Here is a 24,720-nt window from a genome sequence, read left to right as displayed (position 1 = left end):
CCCGCCGGAGTCCATCCGCTGGACTGCTGCGGGCCCGCGTCGACACGGGAACCGTCTCAGTCGCAGGGCGCTTTCGGCACCATGGCCTGACAAAAGACATCCGGCGGCCCGAGCTGGCCGCCCTTGAGCACAACCTGAAGCCCGTCGAAGTCCGGGTCCGTCGCATGGCATTGGCAGATCGGCGCGCCGGGCGCGAGGGGATGTGCAACCTCCAGCGCCAGCACCGGCAAGGTCTCCAGCACGCGCCCCGAAGTGTCGCCGCCCGCGATCACCACGCGATCAAGCGCGAAGCGCGGCACCGCCCGAAGGGCGATCTGTCCGAGGGCCGCGCCGATCCCGGCCTGCGCCGTCGCCATTGGCATCCCGGCAGAGCGGACCCACGTCTGCAGCGCCGCATAGGCCGGATCATCGACCGTCCTTGCGGCATAAACCAGCACCCCGCGGCGGTTGTCTGCAAAAGCCTTTGACATCTCGTCCTGAATACGCGCGACCTCGGCCCCGGCGCGTGCCGGATCTGCAGCCTTGAGGACGTCCATCCGCAGCAGGGCAAAGCCCGCGTCTTCGGCAGTGGCAATCTGCTCGGCGGTGACCGGCGAACAACTGCCGGAGAGAACCAGCAGCCGGTCGACTGGCGCATGGCGCGGCAGCGGCGGCGGGTCCGACGGCAGCAGTCCGGACGCGCGCCAATGCGCAACCAGCGCATACTGTAGCCCGGAGGACGACGGACAAAAGACGGTTTCCCCGGACGTCTCCCATACCATCGCACCTGCCGCCCGTTGGCTGACGGCACAGGCGACGTCCAGAAAGGTAACCTGCCCTGCCGATTGTGCGTCTGCGATGCGGGCCGAGAGGTCTCCGGAGGCCTGTTCCGCCAGGTCGATGCCGCCAATCGGCACGTCGGCCTGACGCGCGAGATGCAGGCGGAGGTCGGCTTCGGTCATCGGGGTTACAGGATGGCGGGCCATGGTCGGGTGCCGGTCGATCCGGTACTGCCGCCCCGAGGCGGTCGCGAAGAGCGAGCCGAAGGCCTGGAACCGCCCCAGTTGCGGCGCCCCGACGATACTGGGGATCCACCCCGGCGGCACCGCCGCTGCTCCCAGTTCCGTTGCCTTGCCGATGGATCCCGTGTGCGGTGCGGAATCGAACGTGGAGCAGACCTTGTATTGCAGGATGCGGGGGCCGAGCGCCGCGAGGCGGTCGAAAATCGGCGGCAGCTGTGCCGCCATCCATTCGGGGGAGCGGGCCCGTGCCGTGCCTGCGATGCCGATCACACGGCAGTCGGCAAAGCGCGCGAGGTCCTCCTCTGACGGCGGCGCGGTGAAAAGCACCGTGCGCAGCCCCGCCATGGCGGTGACCTCCATCGCGTCGGTCGAGCCGGTGAAGTCATCGCCGTAAAAGGCAAGCAACAGGCCCTCGGGCAGGCTGTCCGTCATCGAAAGGCCTCCATGGCCTGCGCCAGCATGGGCGATCGTTGCGCTGCTTCGGTCAGCGGGCTGCCGGATTGTGCCGCGTCCCAGGCATCGCGAAATGCCTGCACCCCGCCACGTGTTCCCGCCGGATGGCCGATGATACCGCCTCCCGCACAATGGATCAGATCGGCGGACCCGAGGCGTTGCCATGTCCCATGCGCCTGCCGCACCGTCTGACCGGAGGAAAACACCGGCATTGCCGCCATGCTTCGGCTGCCGGACAGCGGTGTCAGAAGCGCGCGGGCAGAAGCGATCACGCTGTCGTCTCCTTCCCAGAACTTGTTGTCCGGCCCGTTCACATGCATGTGGTCGACCCCCGCCATCCGCCAAAGCATCGACCATGCGGGATAGGACCAGCCGTTGTCCACGCTGCGGCCAAGATAGCCCCAGCCGTTGCGATGCGCATGGATCGGCAGGGTGCTGTGACGGCGAAAGGCCAGCACGCCCGCCATGCCGACGGAATTGAGCGACAGCATCGCACAGGTGCCCCCGAGGCTTTCCAGCATGTCGTGGCGGCGGCGCATCTCGTCGATGTCGCCGGTAAGGTTCGCGGCATACATGACCCGCTTTCCGGTGCGCGCGGCGTGGCGGTCCAGCACGGCCAATACGGCGCGGACCCGGTCGTCAAAGGGACATGCGGGGCCGTCGGCCTGCAGTTCGTCATCCTTGATGAAGTCGATGCCCCCCTCCGCCAGCTCTTGCACCAGCGCGGCGGTTTCCTGAGGTGAGAGGCCGACGGAGGGCTTGATGATGGTGCCGATCAGCGGGCCGCGGGGCACGCCCGACAGCTGCCGCGTGCCCTCCACGCCAAAGGCCGGACCGGGCTGCGGCGCGAGAAAGGCATCGGGAAGCGCAAGGCCGGTCAGCTTCAGCCCGGCCACGTCCTTCAACTCGAAGAGGTTGCCCGGGACCGTGGCCATGAGGTTAGGCAGCGAGGCACCGATGGTCTCCAGCGGCCAGGACAGCTCCATCTCGAAACTGCGCATGGCGCCGGGACGACAGCCGGGCAGGGGCGGCAGGCCACTGTCCGCCACCTCGTGCAGCCGTTCGACCCGCGCCGCCGCGCGGTCCCGCAAGGCGGCGCTTTCGCCCGCGAGCCTGACGAAGGTGCCACTGGATTGTTCACCGGCCACGGTCTCTGCCACCTGTGCGGCATCCCCTGCGGTGCGCAGCAGGTAGGTGGCGCGAATGCGGTCGGTCTCCATCACCCGGCCTGTCCGACCGATTTCAGCCAGTCGTGGTAATCCGCCAGCCCGTCGCGAATGTCTGTGAAGCGGGGCGCAAAGCCCAGCCCCTGCACGGATTTGGCGATGTCCAGCGGCGCGCCACGTTCAAAGAACCTGCCCGCCCCCAGCGTCATGCCGCTGTCGCGGCCAAGAAGGTCCGTGACGGTGTCGACGATCGTCTGATGCGGGGTGGAGACGCCGCACGAGATGTTGAAGGCCTCTCCCCGGGCCACCTCTGCGGGCGCCCGCAGCAGATGGACCACGCCCTGCGCCGTATCGCGCACATGGGTCCAGTCCAGCCCCTGATCGCCGCCCGAGGCGGCCGCCACGTCGCTCAGCCCCTGGAGCGGGCCGAACATCGCCTGATAAAGGACATGCATCGTCGAGGGCAGCTTTCCCGGACCATAGACGAAATACAGCCGCGCATGGCGCACGTCGATGTCATAGGTATTGCCGTATTGCGACGCCAGCGTCTCGTTGGCGATCTTCGTCGCACCGTAGAGGTCAGAGGCCACGGCGGGTGTTTCTTCGGTCTGGCCGCCGGATGCGGTGCCATAGACCGCGCCCGAGGACAGGTTGACGAATTTCGGCACGCCGAGGATGCGGCACATCTCCAGCACGTTTATCATGCCGACGGTGTTCACCTGAATGTTGCGGAAGGGGCGCAGGCGGAAAGTCGGCCCGGCGATCACCGCCACGCCGAAGATCACGGCGTCGATACGGCCTTCCCAGGCCCGCATCCGTTCAAACAGCGTGTGGGTGTCGAGGATGTCGACATCCTCGAAAGACAGCCGGTCGGCGTAGGGTTCGAGATAGTCGAGGCCGCGCCCCGCCAGTCCACGCGCGCCGAGGTCGAAGATGACCACCTCTTCGCCTGCTTCAAGCAGGTCGTGCGCGATCCAGCTGCCGACATGCCCCATGCCGCCAAATACGAGAATTGCCATGTGTGTTTGCCTTTCGGGGTCAGTTCAGCAGCAGTCCGGGGAGAAACAGCACCAGCCCCGGGATGAAGGTGATCGCCAGCAACATCCCGAACAGCGGGATGTAGAAGGGCATGATGTCACGCAGAAGGTCGCGGAAGGGGACGTCTGCCACCTTCTGCACGGTGAACAGCACGGTCCCGACCGGTGGCGTGACCAATCCGATCATCAGGTTGAAGATCATGGCCACGCCGAAATGCACCGGGTCGATGCCGTAGCTCTGCACCAGAGGCACAAGGATCGGCGTCAGCAGGAACAGTGCGGGAACGGAATCGATGAACATGCCGATGGCGAGGACGAAGAACGTCAGCAACAGCAACAGCAGGTACTTGCTCTGCACCGTGGCGGTCAGGATGTCGATGATCTGCGTCGTCACCTGGTAGCGCGCCAGCACCCACGCATACAGTGCCGAGCCGGCGATGATCGCCAGAAGGGCGGCGGTGTCCACCGCCGTCTCGCGGCAAATGACCCAGAAGTCGCGCAACGAGATGGTGTTGTAGACCAGCGCCGCGATGAACAGGCAGTAGACCAGCGCAACGACCGAGGCTTCGGTGGGCGTGAACAGTCCGGACAGGATGCCGACGATGATGATCATGGGCGTCAGCATCGGCAACGCGCCCTGGGCGATGGCGGCAAGGACCTGCGCGATGGTGGCCCGCGCTGCCACCGGGTAGCCGCGGCGATGCGACATGATCGCGACCAGGATCATGAGGCTCAGACCCATCAGCACGCCGGGGATGATCGACCCCAGGAAGACGGCGGCGATGGAAACATTGGCCAGCGCACCGTAGATCACGGCGGGAATGCTGGGCGGGATGATCGGGCCGATGGTGGCGGACGACGCGGTGACGGCGGCGCTGAACCCCCGGTCGTAGCCGTCGCGATCCATCGCCTTGATCAGCACCGGACCAAGGCCGCCGGCATGCGCCACTGCGGACCCGGACATGCCCGCAAAGATCATGGAGGAGAGCACGTTCACATGGCCCAGCCCGCCGCGCAGGTGCCCGACCATCACGCGCGCCACGTTGAACACCCGGTCCGAAATCCCGGACGCGTTCATCAGCCGCCCGATCACCAGAAACGCCGGGATGGCCAGAAGCGTGAAGCTGTTGACCCCGTACAGCGTGCGCTGCGCGAGCATTTCATAGGGAATGGAATCGAGGCCGCGATTGGCCGCCAGGACCACGAGGGAGGAACCGACCATGGCAAAGGCCACGGGCACGCCGATGGCCATCAGCAACACGAGCGTTCCAAAAAGGGCAAGGAGGATGGTCACGGGCGGGTCTCCGGGGCAGGGGGTCTCAGCCGGTCAAAGACATCCTTCACGACCAGCAGGGTATAAAGCGCGAGTCCGAGCGCCTGCACGCCGTAGATCGCCGACATGCGGATCGGCAGGGTGCTGGCGCTGGCATTGCCGCTTTTCAGCATCATCTGCACGGCGCCGACGATCAGCGCCACGCCGATCACCGGCGGTCACGATTTCGGCGAGCGTCTCGGACAGGCGGCGCAGGCGGGGACCCATCAGGTCCAGTGCCACGGTGGTGCGGATGTGCTGGCCGTAGCGTTGCGCGATGCTCATGCCGAGGAAGATCTGCCCTATATAAAGGAACCGCGAGGTCTCGTCCGTCCAGGGCACGCCGACCGCCAGCGCGTAGCGCGCCGTCACCTGGATGAACATCACCGCCAGCATCCCGATGAAACAGGCCAGCATCGCCCATTCGATCAGACGCCAGACGGGCCCGGTCGCGTTGACCGGTGTCATGGTCGCAACGGAAGTCTCCGTCATGTCGTCCTCCCTTCGGCGGTTCCGGCCCGGGCGCGTGGCGGCGGGCCGGAACCCTGTTTTTCAGTCGATCTGCGACAGCACGAAATCGCGGACTTCGGGCGCAAAGCCCTCTGCGACGGTGCGGATCGCGGGCTTGGCTTTTTCGCGGAAGGCGTCGACGTCGACCTCGACGATCTCCATGCCCTCGGCCTGAAGCTTCTCGTAGGCCACGGCCTCGTTGCTCTTCACCAGTTCGTCACCCCAGGCGATCGACTCGTCGATGGCGCCCTGGAGCAGCACGCGGTCTTCCTCGGACAGGTCCTGGTAAAAATCCTCGTTCATCAGCCAGTGAAAGAACGAGTGTACGTGCTCCGTCTTGTTGACGTAGTCCTGCACCTCGTAAAGCCGCCCTGCGTAGATGAAGTCCACGGGGTTTTCCTGCATCTCGATCACGCCGGTCTGCAGCGAGGTTTAGACCTCCGGCCATGCGATCGGAGAGGGCAGCGCGCCGATCTCCTGCCAGATCGTGACCCAGGGCGCGATCTCGGGGATGCGCAGGCGGGCACCCGCCACGTCCTCGGGGGATTTGACCGCAACCTTGGACGTCAGGTTACGCGGATTGCGCACCGAAAGGCCGACCAGCCGCAGTTTTCACTGTCGACAAAGGCCGATTGCACGACCTCGCCCATCGCGCCCTCGTAAACCATCCGCGCCGTGGCGCTGTCGTTGTAGACAAAGGGCAAATCGGATGCGGCGTATTGCGGCGCATATAGCGACATCGGCATCGAGCCACCCAATGCGATCTGGTATTCGCCGATGCTCGCGCCTTCGAGGTGGTCGCGTTCGCCACCGACCTCGGTGCCCAGCAAGGTCACGGTGAATCGACCCTCGGACTGAGTTTCGATGGCGTCCTTCAGCCGCTTGCCGACCTGAAACATCTCGTGCCCCGGATCGACGTGCAGCGCGATGCTGACGTCCTCGGCCCAGGCCGGGCTGACCAATGCAACGCTGCCCAACAGCGCCGCGCGTACGATGTTCTTCATCTCAAATCTCTCATGTCGATCACGCCGGGCCGTCCTCCACTCCGCTGCGTGACGTCTCCAAACTGGTCTGACCATCAGAACAATGTTGCATCCCTCAGAGGAAAACGGCTTATTCGTCGACCATCAATTTTGCGCCCTTTGCGGAAAGCGGCCGGAGGAACGGCAATGGTGAAACCGGAGGCTACATAAGGCGCGCTCGTCTCAGGCGAGCCAGAGCGGCGCCCACTCAAGCGTCGGCGAATGCACGAGGATCTCGTGGAAATCCTCGCGGATGACATCCGCAGTGGCGTGTACCCGGTCGGCGAGACCCTGCCCTCCGAACGGACGCTGATGGACGATTTCGGCGTGTCCAGCCTGACGGTGCGCGAGGCGATGGCGGCGCTTGAAAAGAGCGGGCTGATCGAAACGCGGCCCGGCACGCGCGCACAAGGCAATCTTCGACGCCATTGCCGCGCGAGATCCCGACCGGGCGGCGCAGCAGATGCGGGCGCATCTTTTCCAGCTGTCGACGATCTATCCACGAAACCCCGAGGCCCAACCGCCTCCAGACTGACCGCTCTCAGACGGACAGCGGCCCGTGTCTGGGCCCGCTTCGGCATCATGACGGCGCGCCAGTTCGATGGAGCGACGCAGAACGCCGCAACTCTGCGCCATCACACGCAGGGATGGGCCTGGGCGTAAGGCAGACGGCCAGCACAGCGCGAGCATGCGGGCAGAGAATCAGAACAGATCCCGGCCCGGTGTAGAGACGACTATCGAGTTACATAATCAGGATTATTCGTGTCCCGCATTCCGCAAGATGTTGCCGCCATGGGCCACACCTCAGGCAAAGCCCGGCCCCATGAAAACACCAATAACCGGACTTCTTCCAGATCGTAAGGGCGCCCAGAGGCGCCGCTTCGAGGTCTCTTTGCCGCTTGCAGACAAGTCGTCAGGCGGCGGCCACCCGAGAGCGGATAAAATCAAACGAACCGCGCAGCTGCGCCATGATCTGGTCGCGGGTCAGCTGGTGGATCTGGGGCGAAAACGCCTCCATGCTGATCGGCCCGTCGTAGCCCGCACCAATCAGGGCCGCGATCTGGGCGATGTTGCCCAGACGGTCGTCTTCGGTGACCAGCGCGCGATGCGCATCCTCCATCTGGCCAATACCCAAACCGGTTTCCGTGACGCCCGAGACATGGATGATCCCGGTGTATTCCGGGAAAAATTCCGTCTCGCCCGCCAGCGTGTGGTGAAATGTGTCATGCACGATCTTGTAGTGATCCGTGCCGCCCACGGCCTCGATCGCCTCGATGGTCTCGGCCTTGGTGCGCAGGCTCGATCGCTCGAACCCCAGCGGTTCCACCAGCGCGACCATGTCGGCCTCCTGCAACATCGGCAGGATTTCCCGCAGGGCGGTGCGCAGCACGTCGCCGCCGATCCGCGTGCCGTCATTGCGCGGGATCAGGCTGATGGTCTCGGCCTCCAGATCCTGCGCGGTGGTAATCAGCCCCGCGACCTCGTGGCGGATCGCCTCGCTCCAGTCGTTGAAGGGATAGACCTGGCTCAGGCCGACGGTCCGCAGGCCGGCTTTCGTCATCTCGTCGGCCACCGTCTCGGCGGTAAAGCCTTCGAACAGCGCGCGGCCCAGGTCGTTGCGGAACTCGACCCCGACGCACCCCAGCCCCTGAGCCATCTCCATCAAGGCGCGCCAATCGAGGCGCGGCGCGGTCATGTGGTTCAGCGCGAATTTCACGTGTCGTTCCTCTCCCTTGCGTGGGGCGGCACCGCGACCCGACAAGACAGAAAAGGCGCGGGAAACTGATTCTGGTCAAACCGTTTCGCCTCAGGATGCAGGTTTTCCCGTCGATGAGAGGCATCTGTCCCGGTCAGTAATAATACAACCGTATAACGGTGCAGAAGAATTCCGGACTCACCAGCAGGGAATCCAGAAACACCTGCCCTGCCCCGCTCGACCGCCATGCGCCATGTCCGCCAGCAGCAGGGTAAATGGGTAAATGCCGACAAGGTCGGAATTGCGCTCCAGCAGATCCAGCAGATCCAGCATGACCTCCTACGTCAGCCGCCGTGTGTCCTGGTTCACCAATGTGTCGAGCATAGTAAACTCCTGCGCCGCCTCGGCCACGCGGCGGGCGGTGTCCTCGCGCACGCCGGGGGCGGCGGCCACCACGCGGTTCACCGTCGCGATGCTCAGCCCCGCCTCGCGGGCCACGTCCTGAAGCGTCGGTCTGCGGGCCATCCTGTCCTCCCCCGGGGCGCATTCCTGAAACGATTATATCATCCAATCAGATCGAAAATGATACGCGCTAGACATATTCATCGCAGCTCATTGGCAGATGCGACAGCCCGCGCCTAATCTCCGGCATCAGCCGACCGGAGGGAGGAACCCATGGCCCGTCGCGACTATTCCTTGCTGGGCGAGGACGCCCGCCGCGCCGTCGACACCGGCCTGGCCGCCGCCGAGTGGTATCACACCGACATCCCCCGCAAGCAGATGAAGGCGCTGATGCAACGCGCCGACCAGCCCGCCATCCGTGACACCGCGATCCTGTTCGGCTGCATGATCCTGTTTGCGGGGCTGGGCATCGCGCTCTGGCCCTCGTGGTGGTCCGCGCCCTTCTGGCTGGCGTATGGCGTGCTTTACGGGTCGGCCATGGATTCGCGTTGGCACGAATGTGGCCACGGCACCGCCTTCAAGACGCGGCGCTACAACGACTGGCTGTATCAGGTCGCCTGCTTCTGCATGATCCGCAACCCCGTCACATGGCGGTGGAGCCACACCCGCCACCACACCGACACCATCATCGTCGGTCGCGATCCGGAAATCGTCGCCATGCGGCCTCCGGCGCTGTTTGCAATCTTCCTCAACTCCTTCGGCATCCTCGATGCGTGGCACGGCTGGGGCCGGATGCTGTACAACGCTGCCGGAAAAATCCACCCGGAGGAAGCCGACTTCATCCCCGAACAGGAGCGCCCCAAGGTTATCCGCGTGGCCCGCATCTGGACGGCGATCTACGCCGCGACCATCGCGCTGGCGGTCGCTACGCAGTCCATCCTGCCGCTCATGGTGATCGGCCTGCCCCGCCTTTACGGCGCATGGCACATGGTCCTCACCGGCCTCATGCAGCACGCGGGCCTCGCCGACAACGTCACCGATCACCGGCTGAACACGCGCACGGTCTATATCAATCCCGTGTCGCGCTTCATCTACTGGAACATGAACTACCACGTGGAACACCACATGTTCCCCATGGTCCCCTACCACCAGCTGCCCGCCCTGCACGACGCGATCAAGCATGACCTGCCCGCGCCCAACACCTCAATGTGGGACGCCTACCGCGAGTTCCTTCCGGTGCTGAAACGCCAGCTGGCCTACGAGGATTTCTTCCTCAAGCGGGACCTGCCCGCCTCAGCCAAGCCCTACCGCGAGGATTTCCACGCCTCTGCCCTGGGCAACGCCGCAAAATAACACCACATCAAGGACTTACGGGAGGAAACGCATGCCCTGGATTGACGCATGTGCCACGGATGACATCGAAGCAGAGGACCTTATCCGCTTCGACCACGCAGGCCGCACCTTTGCCATCTACCACGCGCCCGACGGCGATTTCTTCTGCACGGACGAGAAATGCACCCACGAGGACGTGCATCTCGAAAACGGGCTGGTGCAGGACTATGAAATCGAGTGCCCCAAGCACAACGCCACCTTCGACTACCGCACCGGAGAGGCCCTTCGCGCGCCCGCCTGCGTCAACCTGAACACCTACGCGGTGAAGGTCGAAGACGGCCGCGTCTGGATCGAGGTCTGAGGCACGGCCAAGCCGCCGTCAGACCAGCGCCAGCACCCGGCGCGTGGCGGCCATGATCTCCTGCATCACCTGTGCCGCGCCGACCTCGGCGGTGCGCCGCGTGCGCGGCACCTCCAGCCCCAAGGGCAGGTCAGCGGGCAGCGCGCCCAGGAAGGCCGCCAGGTCGATCTGCCCCTCGCCGGGCGGCAGACGCTCCTCGCGGGCGGTGAACAGCAGCGTCTCCTCTTCATAGCGCGGCAACACCGGCGCATCGCACAGATGGGCAAAGCGCAGCCGCTCCGGCCCCAGCCCCGCCAGCGTCGGCAAGCGACTGTTGGAGCGGTCGAAATGCAGCGCGTCGGGCAGGATGCCGACCCCCTCCCCCGCCTGCGTGACGACGCTTAGCGCTGCCTCCAGCGTGGGCACCACCGTCCACGGAAAGAACTCCAGCGACACGCCGATCCCCCGCGCCCCGGCACGTTCCGCCAGCGTACCCAGCGTGTCGGCCAGCCGCCCCAGGTCGGGATCATAGGGCGCGCAGATGACCTCCCGCGCCCCCAGTGCGGCCCCGGCGTCCAGCAGCGGGTCGAGGTCACGCAACACCAGTCCCGGCTCGATCTTCAGGAACTCCACGTCATGCACCGCCAGCCCAGTGGCGCGCAGCGCGGCCTGCGTCGCCCGCATCATCGCGGGATCGTCCATCAGCGGATACCCCGGCGAGGTCGGCGTTACGCGCCGCAGCCGCAGCCCCACCGCGTCGAACCCCGCGTCACTGGCCGCATGGATGAACGCAGGCGGCGCAAGCTCGATGGCGCTCAGGTGTGCAATGGACAGTTTCCGCATCACTCTCCCCCCGCCGCATGCCGGCCCGCGATGAAACCAAAGGTCAGCGCCGGCCCAAGGTTGATGCCCCCCGCCGGGTACTGCCCGCCCATGACGCTCGCCATGTCGGTCCCCGCCGCGTAGAGGCCCGGCACCGGGTCGCCGCCCGCATCCAGCACCCGCGCCGCGCCGTCCGTGCGCAATCCGGCAAAGGTGCCAAAGCTGCCCGGCACCACCTGCACCGCGTAAAACGGCCCCTTGTCGATCGGCGCAACGCAAGGATTCGGCCCCACGTCCGGGTCGCCCTGCAACCGCGTGTAAGGCGTACTGCCGCGCCCGAACGCCGTATCCTCGCCCCGCGCCGCATCCGCGTTGAACCGCGTCAGCGTCGCGCGCAGCCCCTCCGGGTCGATGCCGCAGGCGGTGGCCAGCGCCTCGGGCGTCTTGCCCGTCTTCAGGTAGCCCGACCTGATCCACGGCTTGATCGGCACCGGCGCGGGCCGCACGATGCCCAAGCCATAACGCCGCAGGAACCGATGATCGCAGACCATCCACGACACGGGCGGCTCGCCGTCCGGCACCGCCTCCAACATCTCGCGAACGTAGTCGTGATACCCAAGGCCCTCGTTGCAGAACCGCCGGCCATTGGCCAAGACGCCAATCACCCCCGGCTTGCCCCGGTCGATGATGTGGGGAAAGACCGCCTGTCGCCCGTCCGGCCATGTCACCCGCGACACCGGACACCAAGCCCCCGGCGCGGCAAGGTCGCGCGCCTGCTGGCCCCCCACGCTTTCGCCCAGTCGCAACCCGTCGCCCGTCGCCTCGGGCACTGCCAATGTGGCGTGGGTTTCAGGCCTCGGAAAGGTCTCCAAACGCCGGTCCATGTCCTGCGGGTAGCCGCCCGTCGCCAGCACGACGCCACGCGCGGCCTGCACCGTGACCTCACCCTCCGGCCCGCGCAGCACCGCGCCGGTCACCGCGTCACCCTCCCGCGTCAGCCGCTCGACCGCATGGCCCACGCGCACCTCCACCCCGACATCCAACGCAGACCGCAACAGCCGCCCCACCAGCGCCTGCCCATTGCGCAGCTGCATCCCGCGCCCATGCCGCGCCAGATCGAACAGATGCACCCCCAGCCGCCGCGCCACATGCAGCGCCGATCCCACCGACCGCGTCGCCGTCATGAAGGCGCGCAGGTCCGGCCCCGCCTGTATGGTCATCCCCCAGAACGATGTCTCGGGCAGCGGCTTGCGCAGCAGGCGCACAGCGTCCCCCAGCGCCCGCCCGTCATAGGGTTGCGCGATCACCGACCGCCCGCCCATGCCCGCGCCGGGCTGGTGGCTGTAGGTGTCGGGGATCTTCGCGCCGCAGTCAAAACTCAGCGCCGTATGCGCCTCGAAAAACCCCACCATTTCCGGCGCGGCCTGCAGAAATGCATCCACCAGTTCCGCGTTGAAGGTATTGCCCAGCACCGCTTCAAGGTAGCGGCGCGGCGCGTCCCGGTCCTCGGTGATGCCATGACGACGCGCCACCGGGTTGCAGGGCGCCCAGATCCAGCCGCCCGACCACGCGGTCGTGCCGCCGACCACCTCGGCCTTTTCCACCAGAACGACCCGCGCGCCGCGATGCGCCGCCGTCACCGCCGCCGCCAGCCCCGCCGCGCCCGATCCCACGACCAGCACATCACACATCACCACCTCGGACACGCACAATCCTTCCCTTAGACCGGGCGGCACCCTCTGCCCCTGCTAGGGCTAACGTCAAATGCTTGTTCTTGCAGATGCGTAACCTGATGTTAATTTCCGGCGCAGGAGGACCGCCCATGCCGGAAATGACCCTGCGCCAGATCGAGGTGATCCGCGCCGTGATGCTGACGGGCACCATCAACGGGGCGGCGCAGATGCTCAACGTCTCGGCCCCGGGCATCAGCCGCCTTGTCAAACACACCGAGGAAAGCCTCGGCATCCGTCTGTTTGAACGCAAGGCCGGGCTGTTCGTGCCGTCGATCGAGGCCAGCAAGGTCTTTGACCAGCTGCGCGAGGTCTACAAGGGCGTCGCCAACCTGCAAGACGCCGTGGGTGCCCTGCAAAAGGGCGAGGACGTGCGTCTGGCCTTTGCCTCTGCCCCCTCGGTCGCGCAGTTCATCGCCGCCCGCGTGATGCAGCGGGTGCGCGGGCGCTACGCCGACCTGTTCATCGACCTGAACATCCTCAAGATCGAGGAAACCCTCGATTACCTCCTGCTGGAGCGCGGCGAATTCGTCATCATGAGTTCCCCCATCCCCAACGCCGCCGTAGAGAACGAGAAGATCGCCGAGAGGCGGCTGGTGGTCATCATGCCCGACGGTCACCCGCTGGCCGCGCAGCGCGAAGTGTCGGTGCACGACCTCGCGCGGGAGTCGCTGATCGGCATCGACCCAGCCGACCCCTATGGCCGCATCCTCGCGCAACCCTTCGAAAACGCCGGGATCGAGATGCGCCACGCCATGCGCGGGCGGTTCGCGCAAACGGTCGTCAGCCTCGTCCGTCACGGGCTTGGCGTGGCGCTGATCGACGAGTTCTCGGTCGCCGAGGTCTACATGCCCGGCGTCACCCGCCGCCCGTTGAAAGAGGCCAGCGGCGTGTCGATCCACGTGGTGCAAAAGAAGGGCCGCGTGCTGTCTGGCTTTGCCGAATACGCCATCGCGCAGTTCCGGCGCGAGCTGACAAAGGCGGTCGAGGACGGCCCCTGGATGCGGTAATGATGCGCTGACTGGTGCGCACCAAAATAACATCATGTTAATGCGAACGCCAAATGCGCATTTGACGTTACGGCCCGACTCCTGCAATCAAGTGTCCCATGTCGTCCACCCGGCCTCGGGTGGTTTTGTGAAAACGACGCTTTGGGAGGATATCATGAAGCGCATTCTGTTCGGTGCCGTTGCGGCGCTCGCACTCTCCGCAGGCTTTGCCGCGGCCGAATACCCCGAAAAGGAAATCCAGGGCATCATCCAGTGGGGGGCCGGTGGCTCCACCGACACGGTGATGCGCTCCGTCACGCCGCACGCCGAAGAGGTGCTGGGCGGCACCGTGGTCATGCAGAACATGACCGGCGCCGTGGGTGCCATCGCCCTGAACTACGTGGCCGACGCCGAGGCGGATGGCTACACCGTGCTGATGGGCGCGGAAAACCCGATGCTCTACAAGATCATGGGCCTGGGCGACAAGGACTACGGCGAGTTCACGCCCGTAAACATCCTGGCACGCGGCACGCCGCTGCTGGTCGCCAACAACGACGCGCCCTTCAACACCTACTCCGAGATGATCGCCTACGTGAAGGAGCATCCGGGCGAGGTGCGTTTCGGCTCCACCGGTCCGGGCGGCCTACCCTCCGTCGTGACCGCGATGGTCGAGGCGGTCGAGGGTGATCTGGATGTGATCTTCGTCCCCTACGACGGTGACGGCCCGGCGCTGACCGGCCTGCAGGGCGGCGCAATCGACGTCATGCCCGCCGTTCTGGGTGCCGCCATCGAAGGCGTGAAGGCCGGCAACATGAAGGCGCTCGGCGTCGTCGATGTGGCCGAGAGCGACAAGCTGCCGGGCGTCGAGGCCGTGGGCGTCGTGAACCCCGGTTACGCGACCTACCTGCCCTGGGGCCCGTTCTTTGGCGTCTTCGTCAAGAAGGGCACGCCCGACGACGTGGTGGCCAAGCTGACCGACGCCTACGCGCAGGCCGCGCAGAACGCCGACTTCACCGCCCTGATGGACGGCCGTGGCTTTACCCTGATGAACATCTCGGGCGCCGAGGCAGAGGCCTTCCTGACAAAGTGGCAGCAGGGCACCGCGTGGCTGCTTCAGGACGCAGGCATGACCAAGGCCTCGCCCGAAGACTTCGGCATCGCGCGTCCGGCTGAGTAAGCCGAACAGGAACTCCCTGTCGGGTCCTCACAGACCCAAGGCACGACTGGGCGCTGCATTTCATCGAGGTGCAGCGCCTCTTTCATGACAGATCCAGCGGGAGGAGGGCCCCATGCGGATTGACCCCGAACATCACGACGGCACGTCGGACGCCACACCCGGCGGCGAAGCGGACAAGCGCCGCCCCGGCGAGCTGGTCTTTGCCGCCTTCCTGCTGGTGGCCAGCCTCGTGCTGGTGCACAGCGCCTGGGGCATCGAGAATTCATTCGGTCCCAACGGTCTGTCCTCGCCGCGCTCGATCCCGCTGGCGACAAGCGTCGTGATGGTGCTCAGCGCCGCCGTGGTGCTGCTGAAAACGCTCCGCCTGCCGCTGGACCGCACGGAAACCGTGATGCGCGACATCCTGCCGTGGGTGGTAATCCTGTTCGCGGGACTGCTGGTGGGCTACGGCCTGTTGCTGAAACCGCTGGGCTTCCTGCCGGTCTCGGCCCTCTTCCTGATCGTCGCGATCAAGGTCCTGTCGCGCCGCTCCTGGCCCTGGGCCATCGGCATTGCACTGGCCGCGCTGGTGGTGATCTGGCTGATCTTCCGCATCGTCTTCTCGGTCCTGATGCCCGCAGGCATCTTCCCCGAGGCCGAGCTGGTGCAATTCTTCCGCACGCTGTTGACGGGGGGCGCAGAATGAGCGCGCTTATGGATTTCTTCACCGTCTTCACCCAGCCGCAACTGCTGATGCTGGTGGGGGTCGGCACCTTCGCCGGGGTCTACGTCGGCGCGATCCCGGGCCTGTCGGTCACCATGGCCGTCTCGATCCTGATCTCGTTTACCTTCTCGTGGGACGTGCTGCCCGCCATCTCGCTGATGATCGGCATCTACATGGGCGGCGTCTACGGCGGCTCGCGCACGGCGATCCTGCTGAACATCCCCGGCGCGCCCTCGGCCATTGCCACGGCGATGGACGGCTACCCCATGGCCTTGCGCGGCGAGGCGGGCACCGCCATCGGCGTCACCACGGTCATGAGCTTCATCGGCGGCTTCGTCGGCATCGCCGTACTGGCGCTGGCGGCCCCCTTCGTCGCGGATTTCGCGCTGAAATTCCAGCCGCGCGACTACATGCTGCTGGCGATCCTCGGCATCCTGCTGGTGGGCTCGCTGAGCCAGGGCTCGCTGGTCAAGGGCATCTTCGCGGGCGCACTTGGCATCGCCATCGGCGCGGTGGGCCGTGATCCGCTGACCTTCACCGAACGCTTCACCTTTGACCTGCAACTGATGAACGGCGGGATCTCCTTCATCGCCGTGATGATCGGCATGTTCGGTGTCTCCGAGGCGCTGCTTCAGCTGCACCACGTCGACAAGGACGCCGTCCGGCAAAAGATCACCCGCATCGTCCCGTCCCTGTCCACCGTAAAGAAACACCTGCCGCTGTCGCTCCAGACGTCCTCCATCGGCGTCATCATCGGCGCGCTGCCCGGCACCGGCGGCGATATCGCGGCGCTCATGGCCTACGACCACGCCAAGCGCGTGACAAAGAACCCCGAACGCCCCTTCGGCCAAGGCGCGATGGAGGGCCTCGTCGCCCCCGAGACCGCCAACAACGCCGCCGTCGGCGGGGCCTTCATCCCCATGATGACGCTGGGCATCCCCGGCGACGCGGTGACCGCCATCATGATCGGCGCGCTCTTCATCCACGGGCTGAACCCCGGCCCCATGCTGATGATCGAACAGCCGCACATGTTCTGGTTCATCGTCGGCTGCCTCGTGATGGCGAACTGCTTCATGCTGCTGTTCGGCCTGACGGGGATCAAGCTGTTCACCAAGATCGTGGAAATGCCGCGCTCGGTGCTGATCCCGCTCATCATGCTGCTGTCCATCGTCGGCGCCTTCGCGGTGAACAACTCCATCGCCGATGTTTACTGGATGCTCGGCTTCGGCGTGTTTGGCTACTTCATGCGCCATTACGGCTACCCGCTTGGGCCGGTGATCCTCGGCGTGATCCTGTCGCGTTTGCTGGATGACAATTGGCGGCGTGCGATCATCTCCGAACGCGAGGACCTTGGCCGGTTCTTCGAGGGGATCGTGACCAGCCCGCTGTCTTTGGTGCTGATGATTGCCGTAATCCTGGTATTCGTGTCGCAGACGCCCGTGTGGCGCTGGGGCAAGTCCAAGCTCTTCAAGGAGTCCTGACCATGACCTCTCCGGATCTGAAACTCGGCCTGATCGGCGACAATATCGCCCGCTCCCGCGCGCCGGTGCTGCATCGGCTGGCCGGGGAACAGAATGGCATGGTCGTGCAATACGACCGCCTGATCCCGCGCGACATGGGTGAGGACTTCGACGAGGTCTTCGACCGCTGCGCCGGGCGCGGCTATCGCGGCATCAACGTCACCTACCCCTACAAGGAACGCGCCGCGAAGAAGGTCACCATCCCCGACCCGCTGGTCGCCGCCATCGGCGCGGTCAACACCGTGCTGTTCGAGGACGGCGGGCCGAAAGGGTTCAACACCGATTACAGCGGCTTCATCGCCGGGTATCGCGGCGTGCGCGAGGCCGCGCCGGGCATCTGCTGCCTGATCGGCACCGGCGGCGTGGGCCGCGCGCTGGCCTTTGGCCTGCTGGCACTGGGGGCCGAGGAAATCCGCCTCGTGGACCGCGACGCGGCCAAGGCCGAAGCACTGGCCGCCGATCTGCGCGCCGCCGGAAAACCCACCCGCATCGTCACCCACACGGACGCCGAGGAAGCCGCCAAAGGCGCGCAGGGCCTGCTGAACGGCACCCCCGTCGGCATGGTGGGCTACGACGGCACCCCCCTGCCCGCGCCCTGCATGGCCGGGGCCGAATGGGCCTTCGACGCGGTCTACACCCCCGTTGACACCCAGTTTCTGAAGGACGCCGAGGCCGCCGGTCTGACCATCATCTCGGGCTACGAGCTGTTCTTCTGGCAGGGCGTCCACGCGTGGGACCACTTCGCCGGCAAGCCACTCGACCAGGCCCAACTGCGCGCCTCCTTGCAAGCAGAGGCGGACGCGGCATGAAAACCTCCATCGCCACAGTCTCCATCTCCGGCACCCTGCGCGAGAAACTCTCCGCCATCGCCAAGGCCGGTTTCGACGGCATCGAGATCTTCGAGCAGGATTTCGTCGCCGACGAGGGCAGCGCCCGCGATATCGGCAACATGATCCGCGACCACGGGCTGGAGATCACGCTCTTCCAGCCCTTCCGCGACTTCGAAGGGCTGACCGGCGACCTGCGCCGCCGCGCCTTCAACCGCGCGCGGCACAAGTTCGACACCATGGCCGAGCTGGGGACCAACCGCATCCTCGTCTGTTCTTCCTGCCACCCGCAGGCGCTGGGGGGCATCGACCGCGCCGCCGATGATTTCGCCGAACTGGGCGACATCGCCCGCGAATACAACATCCAGGTGGGGTTCGAGGCGCTGGCATGGGGCCGCCACGTCAACGACCACCGCGACGCGTGGGAGGTCGTGCGCCGCGCCGATCACCCCAACGTGGGCGTCATCCTTGACAGCTTTCACACGCTCTCGCGCAAGATCGACCCGAACACCATCCGCCGCATCCCGGCGGACAAGATCACCTTTGTCCAGCTGGCCGACGCGCCGCTGATCGACATGGACCTGCTGTACTGGTCGCGCCACTTCCGCAACATGCCGGGCGAGGGCGACCTGCCCGTGACCGACTTCATGCGCGCCGTGTCGGCAACCGGCTACGACGACTGGATCAGCCTGGAGATCTTCAACGACCAGTTCCGGGGCGGCCGCCCCGAGGGGCTGGCGCTCGACGGTCACCGCTCGCTCATCGCGCTGATGGATGACGTGCGGCGGCTGGAGCCTGACGTCTCCGTCGACCTCCCCGTGATCCCCGCCCGCGTACAGGTGCAGGGCGTCGAGTTCATCGAATTCGCCACCCGCGGCACCGAGGCCGAGGCCCTGCGCAAGCTCCTCGCCTCCATGGGATTCGCCGCCATCGGTCAGCATATCTCGAAGCAGGTCACGCTCTGGCAGCAGGGCGAGATCCGCATCGTCCTGAACGAGGAAACCACCGGATTCGCCGACCATGCCTACAGCGTCCACGGCACAGGCATCTGCGACGTGGGGCTGAAGGTCGCCAGCGCCGCCGACACCACGGCGCGCGCCCGTGAACTGGGCGCCACGCTGTTCAACCAGCCCGTCGGCCCCGGCGAATTCGACATTCCCGCCATCCGCAGTGTCGGCGGCTCGGTCATGCATTTCATCGACGAGAAAAGCGGCCTGTCCGAGGTCTGGGACGTGGAATTCCGTGACGCAGGCGGCCCGACCACCGGCGCGGGCCTGCGCCGCATCGACCATCTGGCCGAAACCATGAGCTACGACGAAATGCTCTCGTGGTCGCTGTTCTACACCTCGCTTTTCGACATGCGGCCCTCGGGGATGAACGACGTGATCGACCCGGACGGGCTGGTGCGCTCTCAGGCGATCCGCACGCCCGACGCGGCGGCACGCATCACCCTGAACGGGGCCGAGACGCATCGCACGCTGGCAGGCTCCTTCCTCGCGGAGTCCTTTGGCGGCGCGGTGCAGCACGTGGCCTTTACCAGCGACGACATCTTCAGCAGCGCGCGTCACATGGCCGAGGCGGGCTTTCAGCCGTTGAAGATGACCGACAACTATTACCGCGACCTCGCCGCGCGCTTCGATCTGGACGCCGACCGCATCGCCGCCATGCAGGCGCATGACATCCTCTACGACGAGGATGCTCAGGGGGCGTTCTACCAGTTCTACTCGCAGCCCTTCGGCGGCGGCTTCTTCTTCGAAGTGGTGCAGCGATTGAACGGCTACGACGGCTACGGCGCGCCCAACGCCCCGTTCCGCATCGCCGCCCAGAAACGCATGATGCGCCCAAAGGGGATGCCCAGCACCTGACACGCGACCCTTGGCACGGGCGTCAGCCCGGGCCGCGCCCGAACCCTCCCCCCGGGAGGGCGCATTGGCGATGGTCCGCAACACGCGCTCGTCAGGGACTTTGATGCGCAGCGCCTGCCACAGGCGTTCAAAGCGCCCACCCAGGGTTCGGGCGCGGCCCTCCGCTCTGTCATTGTCAGGTAAGAACTCAGGTCAGTACTCTGGCTAACCCCTCCTGCGTGCGCCGCAGCGGCGGCAGGTAGAGCGCCTCCAACTCGGAGGCCTCTCCCTGCACCGCGGCCACCCCGGTGTTCAGCGCCGCGACCACCTGCCCGCGCGCATCCAGCAGCGGCACGGCGATCGACCGCAGCCCCAGTTCGACCTCCTGGTCGATGATGGCAAAGCCCTGCGCCCGCACCCGCGCCAGCTCCTCCATGATCTCGCCCGGATCGGTCAGGCTGAAGGCCGTGCGCGGCGTCAGATCCGACCGATCCACCAGCGCCCGCGCCTCCCCAACCGGCAGCGCCGCCAGCAGCACCCGACCCATGGACGTGCAATGCGCTGGCAGCCGCGATCCCGGCAACAGCCCCACCGACATCACGCGCCGCATGGCAGCGCGGGCCAGATACACGATCTCCGTCTCGTCCAGAATGGACACCGAGGTCGACTGACCGATCTTCTCCGACAACTGATCCAGCCAAGGCTGCACCCTCTGCGGCAGGGGCAGCGCCGCCAGCGCCCCCATGCCCAACCGCAGCACGCGCGGTGTGAGGGTAAAGAACTTGCCGTCGAACTCCGCATAGCCTTCGTGATGCAGGGTCAGCAGGCAGCGCCGGGCGGTGGCGCGGTCCAGCCCGGCCCTCTCGGCCACTTCGGAGGTCGACAGGCGCGGGTGCTCCGCCCCGAAGGCCGCGATCACCCGCAGCCCCTTGGCAAAAGAGGCGACATAATCCGTCTTGGTCACGATGCGCACACCCCGCTGCACGATCCGAACAAATCTCACGATGCGCACAAAAGGGATCGCCCGACAACCCGCCCCGCGCTACCCCTGTCGCCAGACAAGGAGACCTGCATGGACAAGACACTCCCCTCGCTGGCCGAGGCGGTTCAGCGCATCCCCGATGGCGCGACCGTGATGATCGGCGGTTTCGGCGGTTCCGGCGCGCCCATCGAACTGATCCACGCCCTGATCGACCACGGCGCGAAGCACCTGACCGTGGTGAACAACAACGCGGGCAACGGCCACGTGGGCCTTGCGGCGCTGATCGAACAGGGACAGGTGGACAAACTCATCTGTTCCTTCCCGCGCTCCGCCGACCCGCGCGTCTTCACCGAACGTTATCTGGCGGGCAAGATCGAGCTCGAGCTGGTCCCCCAAGGCACCCTCGCGGAACGCATCCGCGCCGGTGGTGCGGGCATCCCGGCCTTCTTCACCCCCACTGCCGCGGGCACCGACCTGGCAGAGGGCAAGCCGCAGCAGGAATTCGACGGGCGGCTCTACGTGCAGGAACGTTGGCTGAAGGCCGATTTCGCGCTCATCAAGGCCGAACAGGGCGACCCGCATGGCAACCTGACCTACCGGATGGCCGCGCGGAACTTCAACCCGGTCATGGCCATGGCGGCCACCACCACCATCGCGCAGGTCAGCCGCATCGTGCCGCTTGGCGCGATCGACCCCGAACACGTCATCACGCCGGGCATCTTCGTCAGCCATATCGTCGAAGTCGCGACCCCCGCGCAGGAAGAAGACCTTAACCGGGCGGAGGCCGTCTACCCATGACCGACCTTGAACAGCTTGAGACCGTGAAACTCTCCAACGCGCAGATCGCATGGCGCGCGGCGCAGGACATCGAGGATGGCGCTTACGTGAACCTCGGCATCGGCTTCCCCGAAATGGTTGCCCGCTTCCAGCCCGAGGGGCGGCAGGCGATCTTTCACACCGAAAACGGCGTGCTGGACTTCGGCGAGGCCCCGCCCAAGGGTCAGGAGGACTGGGACTGCATCAACGCCGGGAAAAAGGCGATCACGCTGAAGCCGGGCACCGCGTTCTTTCATCACGCGGACAGCTTTGCCATGGTGCGCGGCGGGCATCTGGACGTCGCAATCCTCGGGGCCTACGAGGTGGCGCAGAACGGTGACCTCGCGAACTGGTCCACGGGCAAGGGCGGCGTTCCGGCCGTCGGCGGCGCGATGGATCTGGTGCAAAGCGCGAAACGCGTTGCCGTTCTGACTGACCACGTGACCAAGAAGGGAGAGCCGAAACTCGTCGCCCAATGCTCCCTGCCGCTGACAGGCGTGGCCTGCGTGACGCGCATCTATTCCTCGCTCGCGGTGATCGATGTGGTGGACGGCCAGTTCGTCCTGCGCGAAAAGGTGGACGGCCTCTCGTTCGACGAGTTGCAATCCCTGACCGGCGCGACGCTGCACACTGACGGCGACGTGCTGCCCCTCACCTGCCCGAAGGACCTGAAATGACCGAAGTCTACATCTGCGATTACATCCGTACCCCCATCGGCAAGTTCGGCGGCGCGCTGTCTGCCGTGCGCACCGACGACCTTGGCGCGGTGCCGATCCGGGCGCTGATGGCGCGCCATGACATCGACTGGACCGCCGTGGACGAGGTGTATTACGGCTGCGCCAACCAGGCGGGCGAGGACAACCGCAACGTCGCGCGCATGTCCGCCCTGCTGGCCGGTCTGCCGGTCGATGTGCCGGGCACCACGATGAACCGCCTCTGTGGCTCGGGCATGGACGCGATCCTCGCCGCCGCCCGCGCGATCAAGGCAGGCGAGATCGACCTCGCCATCGCCGGGGGCGTGGAATCCATGACCCGCGCGCCCTTCGTCATGCCCAAGGCGACCACCGCGTTCTCCCGCGCGAACGAGGTCCACGACACCACCATCGGCTGGCGCTTCGTCAACCCGCTGATGAAGGCCCAGTACGGCATCGACTCCATGCCCGAAACCGCCGAGAACGTGGCCGAGGATTTCAACATCTCGCGCGAGGATCAGGACGCCTTTGCCCTGCGTTCGCAGGAGAAGGCCGCCGCGGCGCAGGCCAGCGGTCGCCTTGCACAGGAAATCACCCCCGTGACCATCAAGGGCCGCAAGGGCGACACCGTGGTCGACACCGACGAACACCCCCGCGCCACGACCATCGAGGCGCTGTCGGGGCTGAAGGGCTTCGTCAAACCGGGCGGCACGATCACGGCGGGCAATGCCTCGGGCGTGAACGACGGCGCGGCGGCGGTCATCATCGCCTCTGCCGAGGCGGCAAAACAGCATGGCCTGACACCCCTCGCCCGCATCATCGGCGGGGCCACGGCGGGCGTCGCGCCGCGCATCATGGGCTTCGGCCCCGCGCCCGCATCCAGGAAACTGATGGCCCGTTTCGGCCTGACGGTGGACGACTTCAGCGTGATCGAACTGAACGAAGCCTTCGCCTCGCAGGGGCTCGCCACGCTGCGCGATCTGGGCATCGCGGACGACGACGCGCGCGTGAACCCGAACGGCGGAGCCATCGCGCTGGGTCACCCGCTGGGCATGTCCGGCGCGCGCATCACCTGCACCGCGATCCACGACCTGCAACCGGGCCAGAAATCCCTGTCCACCATGTGCATCGGTGTGGGTCAGGGCATCGCCATCGCGCTGGAACGGGTCTGACACCCGGTCTTAACCCTTGCGCGGCAAGGTCCTTTCCCGGACCCGCTGCGCAAGGCACAACCGGATTTGCGGGCGCAAATTGTCAGCCGGCAATTTGCACCCGCAACCCGCAATGTGAATGAAATCAGTGGCTTGGCCTGACAATTTGGCCGATGTCAGCCCCAGGGACCGCCGCCACCGCCGCGCACACGCCTGATCCGGTCCTGCCGCACGGGGCGTTGAGCCGCAGACGGTCCCGACATCCCGGCCATCTGACGCAACGCGGCAACGCGGTTCTCGGTCGCCGGATGCGTGGCGAACAGGTTGTCCGTCGCCCGCCCGTGCAGCGGGTTGATGATGAACATATGCGCCGTCGCGGGGTTGCGCTCTGCCGCCATGTTGTCGATGCGCGAGGCCCCCTGCTGGATACGCTCCAGCGCCGAGGCCAGCCACATGGGGTGGCCACAGATCTCGGCCCCGGCCTTGTCCGCCGCGTATTCGCGGGTTCGGGAGATCGCCATCTGCACCAGCATCGCGGCAAAGGGCGCGAAGATCATCATGGCCAGCGTGCCAAGGAACCCCATCCGGTTGTCCCGCCCGCCAAAGAACATGGCAAAGTTTGCCAGCATGGTGATCGCCCCGGCAAAGGTCGCCGTGATCGTCATGATAAGCGTGTCGCGGTTCTTGATATGCGCCAGTTCGTGCGCGATGACGCCCGCCAGTTCCTCGCGGGACAGCGACTGCATCAGGCCGGTGGTCACCGCCACGGCGGCGTTCTCGGGGTTGCGGCCCGTGGCAAAGGCGTTGGGCTGCGGCTGGTTGATGATGTAGACGGCGGGCATCGGCAGGCCCGCGTTGTTCGCCAGCTGGCCGACCAGCTCGGTCAGGCCGAACCGGTCGCCGCGCGTCAGGACCTGCGCGTTGTGCATCCTCAGCACGGCCTTGTCCGATCCGTACCACGCCCAGAGGTTCGTACCGGCGGCGAACAGCAACGCCAGAAGCGCGCCGCCCTGACCGCCCAGCATGTAGCCCACACCCATGAACAAGGCCGTCATCGCGGCCATCAGCATCCCGGTTTTCATCTGTCTTCTGCGTATGATTGCTCTGTCGATGATGTAGGATCGCACCGTCCTGTCTGCCAGTCCCCGCGACGGCACGCGCACCTTCCCCGGCGGTCCCTGGCCTGTCCCTCTTGC

General features: G+C 66.2%; 25 protein-coding genes and 1 pseudogene. 12 read left to right on the top strand and 14 right to left on the bottom strand.

Annotation, left to right across the window (positions count from 1 at the left end):
* Nucleotides 1–56: 56 nt before the first annotated feature.
* The 7 genes and pseudogenes from ACP16H_RS17605 to ACP16H_RS17575 all read right to left on the bottom strand — a co-directional run bounded on the left by ACP16H_RS17605 (nucleotide 57) and on the right by ACP16H_RS17575 (nucleotide 6,483).
* Nucleotides 57–1,433, bottom strand: a complete 1,377-nt coding sequence (locus ACP16H_RS17605) for a four-carbon acid sugar kinase family protein (protein WP_425073563.1) — start codon at nucleotides 1,431–1,433, stop codon at nucleotides 57–59.
* The gene (locus ACP16H_RS17600; protein ID WP_425073628.1) at nucleotides 1,430–2,674 is read right to left on the bottom strand and encodes a ribulose-bisphosphate carboxylase large subunit family protein; all 1,245 of its coding nucleotides are present in this window, start codon (nucleotides 2,672–2,674) and stop codon (nucleotides 1,430–1,432) included. The genes ACP16H_RS17605 and ACP16H_RS17600 overlap by 4 nt, the downstream gene beginning before the upstream one ends.
* On the bottom strand, nucleotides 2,674–3,639 hold the full coding sequence (locus ACP16H_RS17595) for an NAD-dependent epimerase/dehydratase family protein (protein ID WP_425073562.1): 966 nt from the start codon (nucleotides 3,637–3,639) through the stop codon (nucleotides 2,674–2,676). Before ACP16H_RS17595 ends, ACP16H_RS17600 begins: the two co-directional genes overlap by 1 nt.
* 19 nt (nucleotides 3,640–3,658) lie before the next feature.
* Nucleotides 3,659–4,951, bottom strand: coding sequence for a TRAP transporter large permease (locus tag ACP16H_RS17590; RefSeq protein WP_425073561.1), 1,293 nt, complete (start codon nucleotides 4,949–4,951; stop codon nucleotides 3,659–3,661).
* 33 nt (nucleotides 4,952–4,984) lie between these two features.
* Nucleotides 4,985–5,461 (bottom strand): TRAP transporter small permease, encoded by a 477-nt coding sequence (locus tag ACP16H_RS17585; RefSeq protein ID WP_425073560.1) that lies wholly within the window; start codon nucleotides 5,459–5,461, stop codon nucleotides 4,985–4,987.
* Between the two features lie 60 nt (nucleotides 5,462–5,521).
* Nucleotides 5,522–6,013, bottom strand: a pseudogene (locus ACP16H_RS17580) (TRAP transporter substrate-binding protein).
* 32 nt (nucleotides 6,014–6,045) lie between these two features.
* Nucleotides 6,046–6,483 carry a hypothetical protein gene (locus ACP16H_RS17575; RefSeq protein ID WP_425073559.1) on the bottom strand — a complete coding sequence of 146 codons (438 nt, stop codon included), beginning with the start codon at nucleotides 6,481–6,483 and terminating at the stop codon, nucleotides 6,046–6,048.
* 255 nt (nucleotides 6,484–6,738) lie between these two features.
* On the opposite strand from ACP16H_RS17575, the gene ACP16H_RS17570 reads away from it, so the two are divergent.
* Complete coding sequence (locus tag ACP16H_RS17570; protein ID WP_425073558.1) at nucleotides 6,739–7,164, top strand: GntR family transcriptional regulator; 426 nt, start codon at nucleotides 6,739–6,741, stop codon at nucleotides 7,162–7,164.
* A 250-nt stretch (nucleotides 7,165–7,414) separates the two neighbouring features.
* Here ACP16H_RS17570 and ACP16H_RS17565 read toward each other — a convergent pair whose 3' ends face one another.
* The 3 genes from ACP16H_RS17565 to ACP16H_RS17555 all read right to left on the bottom strand — a co-directional run bounded on the left by ACP16H_RS17565 (nucleotide 7,415) and on the right by ACP16H_RS17555 (nucleotide 8,722).
* Nucleotides 7,415–8,218 (bottom strand): TIM barrel protein, encoded by an 804-nt coding sequence (locus ACP16H_RS17565; RefSeq protein WP_425073557.1) that lies wholly within the window; start codon nucleotides 8,216–8,218, stop codon nucleotides 7,415–7,417.
* A 177-nt stretch (nucleotides 8,219–8,395) separates the two neighbouring features.
* Nucleotides 8,396–8,530 (bottom strand): hypothetical protein, encoded by a 135-nt coding sequence (locus ACP16H_RS17560; protein WP_425073556.1) that lies wholly within the window; start codon nucleotides 8,528–8,530, stop codon nucleotides 8,396–8,398.
* 6 nt (nucleotides 8,531–8,536) lie between these two features.
* The gene (locus ACP16H_RS17555) at nucleotides 8,537–8,722 is read right to left on the bottom strand and encodes a LacI family DNA-binding transcriptional regulator (RefSeq protein WP_425073555.1); all 186 of its coding nucleotides are present in this window, start codon (nucleotides 8,720–8,722) and stop codon (nucleotides 8,537–8,539) included.
* A 150-nt stretch (nucleotides 8,723–8,872) separates the two neighbouring features.
* Between ACP16H_RS17555 and ACP16H_RS17550 the strand changes: the two genes are divergently transcribed.
* A complete protein-coding gene (locus tag ACP16H_RS17550; RefSeq protein ID WP_425073554.1) occupies nucleotides 8,873–9,952 on the top strand; it encodes a fatty acid desaturase family protein in 1,080 nt (359 codons plus the stop codon).
* A gap of 31 nt (nucleotides 9,953–9,983) precedes the next feature.
* Nucleotides 9,984–10,292, top strand: coding sequence for a MocE family 2Fe-2S type ferredoxin (locus tag ACP16H_RS17545; protein WP_425073553.1), 309 nt, complete (start codon nucleotides 9,984–9,986; stop codon nucleotides 10,290–10,292).
* A gap of 18 nt (nucleotides 10,293–10,310) precedes the next feature.
* Here ACP16H_RS17545 and ACP16H_RS17540 read toward each other — a convergent pair whose 3' ends face one another.
* The gene (locus ACP16H_RS17540; protein ID WP_425073552.1) at nucleotides 10,311–11,114 is read right to left on the bottom strand and encodes a sugar phosphate isomerase/epimerase family protein; all 804 of its coding nucleotides are present in this window, start codon (nucleotides 11,112–11,114) and stop codon (nucleotides 10,311–10,313) included.
* Nucleotides 11,114–12,799, bottom strand: a complete 1,686-nt coding sequence (locus ACP16H_RS17535) for an FAD-dependent oxidoreductase (protein WP_425073551.1) — start codon at nucleotides 12,797–12,799, stop codon at nucleotides 11,114–11,116. Before ACP16H_RS17535 ends, ACP16H_RS17540 begins: the two co-directional genes overlap by 1 nt.
* Before the next feature lie 116 nt (nucleotides 12,800–12,915).
* Between ACP16H_RS17535 and ACP16H_RS17530 the strand changes: the two genes are divergently transcribed.
* The 6 genes from ACP16H_RS17530 to ACP16H_RS17505 all read left to right on the top strand — a co-directional run bounded on the left by ACP16H_RS17530 (nucleotide 12,916) and on the right by ACP16H_RS17505 (nucleotide 19,904).
* Nucleotides 12,916–13,833 (top strand): LysR family transcriptional regulator, encoded by a 918-nt coding sequence (locus tag ACP16H_RS17530; protein ID WP_425073550.1) that lies wholly within the window; start codon nucleotides 12,916–12,918, stop codon nucleotides 13,831–13,833.
* A 154-nt stretch (nucleotides 13,834–13,987) separates the two neighbouring features.
* Nucleotides 13,988–14,989, top strand: coding sequence for a Bug family tripartite tricarboxylate transporter substrate binding protein (locus ACP16H_RS17525; RefSeq protein WP_425073549.1), 1,002 nt, complete (start codon nucleotides 13,988–13,990; stop codon nucleotides 14,987–14,989).
* 112 nt (nucleotides 14,990–15,101) lie between these two features.
* Nucleotides 15,102–15,674 (top strand): tripartite tricarboxylate transporter TctB family protein, encoded by a 573-nt coding sequence (locus ACP16H_RS17520; protein WP_425073548.1) that lies wholly within the window; start codon nucleotides 15,102–15,104, stop codon nucleotides 15,672–15,674.
* On the top strand, nucleotides 15,671–17,173 hold the full coding sequence (locus ACP16H_RS17515) for a tripartite tricarboxylate transporter permease (RefSeq protein ID WP_425073547.1): 1,503 nt from the start codon (nucleotides 15,671–15,673) through the stop codon (nucleotides 17,171–17,173). The genes ACP16H_RS17520 and ACP16H_RS17515 overlap by 4 nt, the downstream gene beginning before the upstream one ends.
* Nucleotides 17,174–17,175: 2 nt before the next feature.
* A complete protein-coding gene (locus tag ACP16H_RS17510; protein ID WP_425073546.1) occupies nucleotides 17,176–18,021 on the top strand; it encodes a shikimate dehydrogenase family protein in 846 nt (281 codons plus the stop codon).
* Nucleotides 18,018–19,904: a bifunctional sugar phosphate isomerase/epimerase/4-hydroxyphenylpyruvate dioxygenase family protein gene (locus ACP16H_RS17505; protein WP_425073545.1), complete on the top strand. Its 1,887-nt coding sequence runs from the start codon at nucleotides 18,018–18,020 to the stop codon at nucleotides 19,902–19,904. The genes ACP16H_RS17510 and ACP16H_RS17505 overlap by 4 nt, the downstream gene beginning before the upstream one ends.
* Nucleotides 19,905–20,091: 187 nt before the next feature.
* Here the strand turns inward: ACP16H_RS17505 and ACP16H_RS17500 are convergent, their stop codons facing one another.
* A complete protein-coding gene (locus tag ACP16H_RS17500; protein WP_425073627.1) occupies nucleotides 20,092–20,850 on the bottom strand; it encodes an IclR family transcriptional regulator domain-containing protein in 759 nt (252 codons plus the stop codon).
* Nucleotides 20,851–20,955: 105 nt separating this feature from the next.
* Here ACP16H_RS17500 and ACP16H_RS17495 point away from each other — a divergent pair, with 105 nt between their 5' ends.
* From ACP16H_RS17495 to pcaF, 3 genes are read left to right on the top strand one after another with little or no spacing between them, the layout of a single operon-like run.
* Nucleotides 20,956–21,663 carry a 3-oxoacid CoA-transferase subunit A gene (locus ACP16H_RS17495; RefSeq protein ID WP_425073544.1) on the top strand — a complete coding sequence of 236 codons (708 nt, stop codon included), beginning with the start codon at nucleotides 20,956–20,958 and terminating at the stop codon, nucleotides 21,661–21,663.
* Complete coding sequence (locus ACP16H_RS17490; RefSeq protein WP_425073543.1) at nucleotides 21,660–22,358, top strand: 3-oxoacid CoA-transferase subunit B; 699 nt, start codon at nucleotides 21,660–21,662, stop codon at nucleotides 22,356–22,358. Before ACP16H_RS17495 ends, ACP16H_RS17490 begins: the two co-directional genes overlap by 4 nt.
* A complete protein-coding gene (pcaF, locus tag ACP16H_RS17485) occupies nucleotides 22,355–23,545 on the top strand; it encodes a 3-oxoadipyl-CoA thiolase (RefSeq protein WP_425073542.1) in 1,191 nt (396 codons plus the stop codon). The genes ACP16H_RS17490 and pcaF overlap by 4 nt, the downstream gene beginning before the upstream one ends.
* Before the next feature lie 155 nt (nucleotides 23,546–23,700).
* Here pcaF and htpX read toward each other — a convergent pair whose 3' ends face one another.
* Entirely contained in the window at nucleotides 23,701–24,606 is a 906-nt protein-coding gene (htpX, locus tag ACP16H_RS17480; protein ID WP_425073541.1) for a zinc metalloprotease HtpX, read from the bottom strand.
* Nucleotides 24,607–24,720: the final 114 nt, after the last annotated feature.

Source organism: Sagittula sp. S175, from assembly GCF_049800975.1.
Taxonomy (GTDB): Bacteria; Pseudomonadota; Alphaproteobacteria; order Rhodobacterales; family Rhodobacteraceae; genus Sagittula.
The sequence above is the reverse complement of the archived record's forward strand: the minus strand, read 5'-3'. Positions and strand labels throughout refer to the sequence as shown.

What these genes read in the sequence shown, in the direction of transcription:
- ACP16H_RS17525 (WP_425073549.1), top strand. Translation starts at nt 13,988, where the DNA reads ATGAAGCGCATTCTGTTCGGTGCCGTTGCGGCGCTCGCACTCTCCGCA.
- ACP16H_RS17530 (WP_425073550.1), top strand. Translation starts at nt 12,916, where the DNA reads ATGCCGGAAATGACCCTGCGCCAGATCGAGGTGATCCGCGCCGTGATG.
- ACP16H_RS17490 (WP_425073543.1), top strand. Translation starts at nt 21,660, where the DNA reads ATGACCGACCTTGAACAGCTTGAGACCGTGAAACTCTCCAACGCGCAG.
- ACP16H_RS17605 (WP_425073563.1), bottom strand. Translation starts at nt 1,433, where the DNA reads ATGACGGACAGCCTGCCCGAGGGCCTGTTGCTTGCCTTTTACGGCGAT.
- ACP16H_RS17560 (WP_425073556.1), bottom strand. Translation starts at nt 8,530, where the DNA reads ATGCTGGATCTGCTGGATCTGCTGGAGCGCAATTCCGACCTTGTCGGC.
- ACP16H_RS17585 (WP_425073560.1), bottom strand. Translation starts at nt 5,461, where the DNA reads ATGACGGAGACTTCCGTTGCGACCATGACACCGGTCAACGCGACCGGG.
- ACP16H_RS17550 (WP_425073554.1), top strand. Translation starts at nt 8,873, where the DNA reads ATGGCCCGTCGCGACTATTCCTTGCTGGGCGAGGACGCCCGCCGCGCC.
- ACP16H_RS17510 (WP_425073546.1), top strand. Translation starts at nt 17,176, where the DNA reads ATGACCTCTCCGGATCTGAAACTCGGCCTGATCGGCGACAATATCGCC.
- ACP16H_RS17595 (WP_425073562.1), bottom strand. Translation starts at nt 3,639, where the DNA reads ATGGCAATTCTCGTATTTGGCGGCATGGGGCATGTCGGCAGCTGGATC.
- ACP16H_RS17515 (WP_425073547.1), top strand. Translation starts at nt 15,671, where the DNA reads ATGAGCGCGCTTATGGATTTCTTCACCGTCTTCACCCAGCCGCAACTG.
- ACP16H_RS17505 (WP_425073545.1), top strand. Translation starts at nt 18,018, where the DNA reads ATGAAAACCTCCATCGCCACAGTCTCCATCTCCGGCACCCTGCGCGAG.
- ACP16H_RS17495 (WP_425073544.1), top strand. Translation starts at nt 20,956, where the DNA reads ATGGACAAGACACTCCCCTCGCTGGCCGAGGCGGTTCAGCGCATCCCC.
- ACP16H_RS17540 (WP_425073552.1), bottom strand. Translation starts at nt 11,114, where the DNA reads ATGCGGAAACTGTCCATTGCACACCTGAGCGCCATCGAGCTTGCGCCG.
- ACP16H_RS17575 (WP_425073559.1), bottom strand. Translation starts at nt 6,483, where the DNA reads ATGAAGAACATCGTACGCGCGGCGCTGTTGGGCAGCGTTGCATTGGTC.
- ACP16H_RS17520 (WP_425073548.1), top strand. Translation starts at nt 15,102, where the DNA reads ATGCGGATTGACCCCGAACATCACGACGGCACGTCGGACGCCACACCC.
- pcaF (WP_425073542.1), top strand. Translation starts at nt 22,355, where the DNA reads ATGACCGAAGTCTACATCTGCGATTACATCCGTACCCCCATCGGCAAG.
- ACP16H_RS17555 (WP_425073555.1), bottom strand. Translation starts at nt 8,722, where the DNA reads ATGGCCCGCAGACCGACGCTTCAGGACGTGGCCCGCGAGGCGGGGCTG.
- ACP16H_RS17545 (WP_425073553.1), top strand. Translation starts at nt 9,984, where the DNA reads ATGCCCTGGATTGACGCATGTGCCACGGATGACATCGAAGCAGAGGAC.
- htpX (WP_425073541.1), bottom strand. Translation starts at nt 24,606, where the DNA reads ATGAAAACCGGGATGCTGATGGCCGCGATGACGGCCTTGTTCATGGGT.
- ACP16H_RS17600 (WP_425073628.1), bottom strand. Translation starts at nt 2,674, where the DNA reads ATGGAGACCGACCGCATTCGCGCCACCTACCTGCTGCGCACCGCAGGG.